The organism is Beijerinckia sp. L45, from assembly GCF_009765775.1.
Lineage (GTDB): Bacteria > Pseudomonadota > Alphaproteobacteria > Rhizobiales > Beijerinckiaceae > RH-AL1.
Map to the genome: position 1 here is coordinate 19,779 of NZ_LMUU01000091.1, position 6,589 is coordinate 26,367.

At 61.9% G+C, this 6,589-nt stretch carries 6 protein-coding genes and 1 pseudogene; 3 read left to right on the plus strand and 4 right to left on the minus strand.

The window, feature by feature from the left end; all coding sequences use genetic code 11:
* Positions 1-339 (minus strand): annotated as a pseudogene (locus tag GSQ79_RS09390) (ATP-dependent DNA ligase); the annotation flags it as partial.
* A gap of 186 nt (positions 340-525) precedes the next feature.
* Here GSQ79_RS09390 and GSQ79_RS09395 point away from each other — a divergent pair.
* Together GSQ79_RS09395 and GSQ79_RS09400 are read left to right on the plus strand one after the other, a co-directional pair.
* Positions 526-723: a hypothetical protein gene (locus tag GSQ79_RS09395; RefSeq protein WP_158808458.1), complete on the plus strand. Its 198-nt coding sequence runs from the start codon at positions 526-528 to the stop codon at positions 721-723.
* Positions 724-1,192: 469 nt separating this feature from the next.
* Entirely contained in the window at positions 1,193-1,408 is a 216-nt protein-coding gene (locus tag GSQ79_RS09400) for a hypothetical protein (protein ID WP_158808459.1), read from the plus strand.
* Positions 1,409-1,535: 127 nt separating this feature from the next.
* Here GSQ79_RS09400 and GSQ79_RS09405 read toward each other — a convergent pair whose 3' ends face one another.
* From GSQ79_RS09405 to GSQ79_RS09415, 3 genes are all read right to left on the minus strand, one after another.
* Entirely contained in the window at positions 1,536-1,766 is a 231-nt protein-coding gene (locus tag GSQ79_RS09405; protein WP_158808460.1) for a resolvase, read from the minus strand.
* Between the two features lie 3 nt (positions 1,767-1,769).
* A complete protein-coding gene (locus GSQ79_RS09410; protein WP_158808461.1) occupies positions 1,770-2,321 on the minus strand; it encodes a recombinase family protein in 552 nt (183 codons plus the stop codon).
* A gap of 1,591 nt (positions 2,322-3,912) precedes the next feature.
* On the minus strand, positions 3,913-6,408 hold the full coding sequence (locus GSQ79_RS09415; protein ID WP_158808462.1) for a hypothetical protein: 2,496 nt from the start codon (positions 6,406-6,408) through the stop codon (positions 3,913-3,915).
* Between GSQ79_RS09415 and GSQ79_RS28940 the strand changes: the two genes are divergently transcribed.
* Positions 6,407-6,589: hypothetical protein (locus tag GSQ79_RS28940; protein WP_210253044.1), on the plus strand; the 183-nt coding region annotated here is incomplete at its 3' end. The genes GSQ79_RS09415 and GSQ79_RS28940 overlap by 2 nt on opposite strands.

A 6,589-nucleotide genomic window follows, 5' to 3' on the forward strand; every position in this document is an offset into this window, starting at 1 on the left:
TCGCATGTTCAACTTCAGCAGCGCCGCGGCGATGTTCGGGAAGCGGCTCGTCCAATCGTGGCCGTTGCGCGTGCGGATCGTGACCTTGCCGCCCGCGACGTAGGCGGAGATGCGGTACCCGTCCCATTTGATCTCGTGGATCCAGTCGTCGCCGACGGGCGGCTTGTCGACGAGGGTCGGCAGGCACGGCTTGATCCACTTCGGCAACGGTGTGTCGAACAGGCCGGTCTGGCGCGGGTCGATCGGTTTCGCGACAACGGCGCGGCCGGCCACGCGCTCGTCGACGACGACGTCGGTCTTCTTGGTCTGCGGTGGCGATCGGCGGGGCGGCTTCGGCATGTGCCGAGGATGCCGATGGATCGTTAAGGTCGCGTTCGGCGACTTGCCCCCGATACACACAGGAACCCCCATATGGACTCGGTGGGTATGTTCCCGTTACGTTCTGTTATGCCGCCGCTTGCCTCATACCCCTACGTCGTTGTCCGGCTCGGGTGCTCGAGGTGCGGTCGAGAAGGCCAGTATCGCTTGGCCAGGCTTGCGGCAAAGTACGGTGCCGAGATCGAGATGGCCGCTCTCCTCGCGCATCTCGCCGGCGACTGCGCGATGTGGGGTCGGCAGCGTCACCCGTTCAAGGAACAGTGTGGGGCCTTCTTCATCGACATCGGCAGCCCCAAGCCGCCAGATCTGCCCTCGGCCATGCGAGCGCTCAAGATTGTGCGATGACCGTTAGGAACGATATCGCACGCCGGTTAGTCAGCTGCCTCTTACAAGAGCGATTAGATCCGACAATAAAATGTAGCTTTCAAAAAAGGTTTGTCCCCCGCTCGGCCCACCGGCCGCGGACGCGGGAACAACAGCTCTAATGTAAGTCGCGGCCGGGTTCACCGCGATACCGTCGATTGGGGTTGCCGTGACTGGGATGCCATCTACGGTCGAAGGGCTAACGAAATTCATAGCAAGTCTCTTTTCTGTCAAAGGCCTCATCAAAAGAGGGCCGGCGGTGTCGCCACTTCATGATGAACCGCTGTTTATACGGTGTTTTTGTGCCACCATAATAACGTAATCTTTTCAGCCGGTAAAGCCGATCGGGCAATGCGACAGTTGAAGTTGGTCGGATCAAAATAAGCGGAAGCGGAACTATAAGAGTTGGCACGCCTTCTAAATTTGGCCATTCCGCGCCGGAGCATTCTCGATGATCGCTGACGATGTGACGCCGCTGACAGCGGCGGACGATGCCGCTCGTCAGGACACCATGATCTCGAATGTGATGCTCGCGACAGGCCTTTCCAGAGAGGCTGTGGTCGAACTGATGATCACCGACGACGAGCTGGATCGCCTATGCGATGCGGCCCTTGCTGTGGGCCGTCCGAATGCTTGGCATCGCAATCCGCTGTTCCGTGGTCAGTAGAATACCGACGCCAGTCTGACAGAGCACCACCCCAAGCATCTGATACTATGTCGATATCGCTCCGCCGATATCGGTTTCGTCATCACCCTCGCTGGGAAGCTGGGCGACGACAGCGGCATAGTCGGGATCAATCGTCCGCCATCTCTAGTGCTCGCTTCACCTGCTCATCGGTCCACACGTACCCGCCTTTGATGTTTGGAATGCCGCGTTCTGTCAGAGCGTCCGCGATCTTGCGGAGGCTTATGGCGCCAGGCGCCTGAATTGCTCGGATGACGGGGAAGGCAGCAGCCATACGCTCTTTGATGCGGGCCTTCATGGCGGCTACCGCGGCTTCAGACGGCTGCTGGCGCGGCGACATCTGTCAGGCCGCCATGAGACGATAAACCGAAGCGCGGCCGATGCCGAGCGCTTTGGCAATCTCAGAAGCGCCGCGGCCTTCGCCTGCAAGCTTCTCGATCGCGGCCTTGTCGATCGTCGCCTTGCGGCCCTTGCCAGCATAGACGCCCTCTGCCTTCGCTTTGGCAATGCCTTCGAGCTGGCGTTCCTTCCGCAGGTTCGTCTCGAACTCTGCGAAAACGCCTAACATGTCGAGGAACGCCTTACCGGCTGCGGTGCCAGTGTCGATCGGCTGTTCCGTCGCCTTCAGTGTAACGCCCTTGGCCTTCAGCTCACGCACGATGTCCTGAAGATCGCCGATCGAGCGGGCGAGGCGATCAATCCGTGTCACGGTCAGGGTGTCGCCCTTCCGCATGAAGTCCATCAACGTCGCCAACTCGGCGCGGCCTTCGCGCTTCGTGCCTGTCACCTTTTCCGATCGGATCGTCTGGCAGCCGACAGCCTTCAAGGCGTCGACCTGGATCGTCAGGTTTTGGTCGGTAGTGGAAACGCGAGCGTACCCGTAATTGGTCGACATCGAAGACTCCGAATTGTCTCGAAAAGGTCTAGACCATTCTCTTGTGATGTCTTGGAAATCTTGTGTCAACCGTTATGAGACGCATAAAACGTCTCATCGCAAATGTTTTCTAGCGGTGTACCCTTCTGAGACTTTGAACAGAGGCAGAGCCTCCTCGTTTTGTTCGTCATCCCATAGCGTGTCGACGTCGGGCGGGTTTAACTCCCTGGCCTCTATGAGGATCGCGTGGCGGGCGGGATCCGTGCCGGCGACGCGGCTTACAAACGTCATCAACGTGCTCTCGGCTCATAAGGGTGTCGAACAGCAGCGCCGAGCGCATGTATCTCGTTCCGACACGCGACGCCCATCGGATCAACGAAGACGCCGGCAACGTTCTGTCCAGACCCAGCTGGGGAATGGAAAGCCGCGCTGTGAGGCGACTGCGGAATTGGTTCAGCTTGTGTTTACGCCTTAATGACCCTGTAACCAGGCTGATGAGGCGGCGTTGACTTCCCGTCCTCACACCCAACCTTAGTGGAGTTGTATTCCAGCAACGCACGCGAGATGATTGTGGCGATAGCTTGACTTGGCGCGTTTCGCCGCCGAGTTGTCGCCTGGCTCGGAGGCAGTCGATGGCTTCAATTACAGATCACGAACAGTGCCGGCCTCTCCACAGCGAGAAGCTGAAGCGCGAGTTCGCGTGGCTGCGTATCGAGATGTGCGGCGCTCTCGCTGGCGTCGCCATCTGCGGCACACTGTTGAAGCTGGTTGACCTACCCGAGCATGGCATATTCGACCTTGGTGCTGCGATCATAGGCTTTGCCGTCGTCGCAGCCCATCGGTTCAGTCTTGGTGGGCTATGGAGTCACTGGTTTCACTCGCCGACCAACTCACCGTCGCGGTGGGAGTCCTAGCCGCTCTACTGCGAATTGCATTTCGGTATTTCAAAAGCATCCGACCCCTCGCGTCGAGAACGATGTGCGGGGTCGACTTTTTGAATGGCTGCATGATCACCCCATTCGGGCTGCTTACCTGTTCGATTTTCTCTCACAGCATAGTCGCTGAGATGCAGAAAACGAATGCAGCCATATTTTCCATAGCGGGCGTGATCGGGCTCATCTTCATTTTTGGAGAGCTGCTGACATGATGGGCGCGCCATTTAACATAAGGATCGCGATCGCCTTCTTCTCTGCGACGCTGTCTTCATCGCCTCTCCTAGCTGCCAATCCTTGCCACTGTATCGGCTATGATGGCCCTGGTGGAGCATGTTATTCCGGGCCAGGTGGTGCAGCATATGCCGGTCCTGGGGGGCCGGCGTATGATGGGCCGGGCGGCCCTTGTTACGCTGGCCCTGGTGGCCAGATGTACGAAGGCCCTGGCGGAAACGCTTATTCTGGACCAGGGGGTGCGATGTATAATGGGCCGGGTGGCCCCGCTTACGATGGACCGGGAGGGCCTGCGTATCGGGGACCAGGCGGCGCTTGTTATAACGGACCGGGAGGGCCGTGCTACGCAGGCCCCGGCGGTGGTGATGAATGCCCTGCGGTATGCCGTTGATGTGCGGCGACCGCGTATTTCGCCAGGCAACTCGTCGCCCTGGTATCAACAAGACCTAATTGCGGAATTTACTCTGCTCTTGTCCAACGATCAGAGACCGTCGGAGGGATCCCGTTAGGGCCCGCAGCACGCCGCCCTCCGGCTTGTCCGGCATTTTTGAGATCATAAAGCGCGCCTTCTCGGGATCGGCGAGCATCGTCTGGTAGAGCTGCGCGACGCTCTTGATGCCGGCCGATCGAAGGCTGTTCATTAGGTATAGCGTGGCCGCCCCGGCGCCGGCCGCAGCGCCGCCTTGCCAGCCCCCATGGTCGTAGCCTTCGCGCATGGCCTCAGCCGCGATGAAGGCCATCGAGGTATGCTTGCCGGTGCTCTTTTGATGTTCGGCAAGGTGGGCGAGCAGGTTCTTCGCTGAGTCGGACCCGCCCTTGATCGCAGTCTCCGTCCGCCACATGGCATCGGCCCGCAGTTTGTCAGCGACAGCGCCGAACATGCTGACCTGGGAGCTGGGGTACAGCTCCTTCAGCACTTCCTTGTTGTCGCGGACGAAGTTGATGAACTTGGCGCCGGACATGTCGCCGTTCGCGTTCTGGAAGGTTCGGACCATCCAGTCGGTGCCGGCCTTTCGGACACCCGCGAGGGAGTCGGGATCGAGCGACCCGACGAAAGATCGCATCCTGGTCGCGCCTTGGGTGCCGGTCGTGAGCATGCTGCCGACCGCGTTTTCGACCTCCGGCACCGCGATCCGATCGCCGCCCTGGCCCAAGAACTGCCCGGCCGGCGTGGCGTGAGCATCGCGGGCGATACCCCGAGCCTGTGCTATGCCCTGCGAGGTCTCCGCCTTGCTCTGCGCGATGGCGGCGCGGTCGTCGGCGGCACGTTCGGCGAGAAGTGACGAGACTTGTGCGCGGTCGGCGGCCGTGGCTTGACCGAGCTGCTCCCGGCGCGCGGCATTCTCGATGACAGCCTGTCTTGCGGCGTTGCGCTGGAAATCCGCTAAGGCCTGTTTCTGCTGAGCGCCGACGTCGAGCAGGGCCTGCGTCGCGTTCGCGGCGCTGTCGAACCGGTCGGAGAAGCCGGGCGAGACCTCGTCGACGGCGCGAAGCGCGGGCCCGTACGCCTCTTTCCATTTCGCCAGGGCGTCGGGATGAAGGTTTCCGAAGGGCGGCACGTTCTTGCGGAGCGGCGCGAGGGCAGCGTCCTGAATCGCACTGATCGCGACGGAGTCGTTCTTGGCGGCAGCCAGGTGGGCCTTCGCGATCTCATATCCACGGTCGCCTGCGACGACGGCGCGCTTGATGAAGGCAGCGTCCGAAATCTGGTACTGCCCGCCATAGCCCGTCGTGCGGAGACCAGGGCCGATGGTCGGGTTCTTGTAGATCTTCGCGTAATTGGCATACGCGGCGTTCGCGGCCTTCAGGCGGTTGGTGGCAGCTGGGTCAAAGTTTGGCTGGAGTGCTGGCGCCGGTATTCCTTGATCGCCCGGAGTTTGTCGAGCTCCCCCGCCTGCCGGACCTGCTGTTCGAACTCCGCCAGCACGCGTGGGCGCTCCGCCTCCGGCCATTCCGAGAGTGTCAGTACCAGTCCCTGCAAGACTTCCGCTGGCGTTAGCTCGGCTGGCATCCTGATTGACGTTCCACTTTTCGCGCATCCGCGCTTCGAGCGTATCTTCCGACGGCATTAGGCCGGCGTCGACCATCCTGGTCTCGTGCTGGACCTGATTGTCGGCCGCCTTGATCATAGCGTCCTTGATCGAACCCTTCAATTGCGTCAGCCGTGCCCATGCAGAGGTCTCGCCGGCCCCGCGCCGCTCCTTCGACATTGCCGCCCCGAGGTCTTTATCGAGCGTGTGGAGCATTCGATACGGGATGACTTCGGGCAGAGAGGCCGCGCGGCGGAAGAGAGGAGCCTCGGCCGGGTCGAAGTCAGATCCGTCCCGCTTCAGGTCAGCGGCGACTTGGAGCGCTTTGTCGCGCACCGGAGTCGCGACGAGGGCGAGCGTGCCGTCTGGATCGACGACATCGTACAGGTCCTTGTGTGCCTGCTTCGTGGTGCCGCGCACCTCTTCTTCCGCAGCGCGCAGGGTCGATCCGAGATCCTCGGCGTTCGTCCTGGTCTGCAGGGGCGCGGCGGCGTCGGTTGCGGCCTGGATGGCCTGATCATGGGCATCCTGGAACGCGGCGACGAGCTGATCATGCTGGGCCTGGCGGACTGCGTCCGCGTCGGCCTTGGCGTCTCCGGATGCCTGGCCTCGCGCAACGGTACGCTCTGCGAGGCCTTCGCGCTGCTGATCCGCGTACGCCTGCGTCGCCATCTGGCGCTGGGTCACAGCATCCTGGTGCGCGGCCGCAAGGCGATCCTGCGCTTCGGCAGAGGCCGCATCGATCGCGTCCATCCGTTGACGGATCATCTGACCGGGCCGGAACACGTCGGCGCCCGGCTGCTGACCAGAGACGATCGCGGCTTGCGCCGCGCCGCTCTGCGCCTTGTCGACCTGGTTGAAAGCCGAGTTGTCGACGTTGCGCGCCGACTTCTCGGCTTGGAATAGGCCCATGTCGTTTCCGACAGCGCCGGACAAGGTCGATGGCGAATTCGGGACACTCGGGTCGGTGGCGGGTTGCGCCGCCCAAGTCTGCAGAGCGGCCGGGTCGCTCGACTCGTGTAGAACGGCAGCGGCGGCGGCGTTGTCTCGGGCGGACGCTACACGAGGTCCGATGATCGGCACGTTGTCGATG

What these genes read in the sequence shown, in the direction of transcription:
- GSQ79_RS09400 (WP_158808459.1), top strand. Translation starts at nt 1,193, where the DNA reads ATGATCGCTGACGATGTGACGCCGCTGACAGCGGCGGACGATGCCGCT.
- GSQ79_RS09405 (WP_158808460.1), bottom strand. Translation starts at nt 1,766, where the DNA reads ATGTCGCCGCGCCAGCAGCCGTCTGAAGCCGCGGTAGCCGCCATGAAG.
- GSQ79_RS09410 (WP_158808461.1), bottom strand. Translation starts at nt 2,321, where the DNA reads ATGTCGACCAATTACGGGTACGCTCGCGTTTCCACTACCGACCAAAAC.
- GSQ79_RS09415 (WP_158808462.1), bottom strand. Translation starts at nt 6,408, where the DNA reads ATGGGCCTATTCCAAGCCGAGAAGTCGGCGCGCAACGTCGACAACTCG.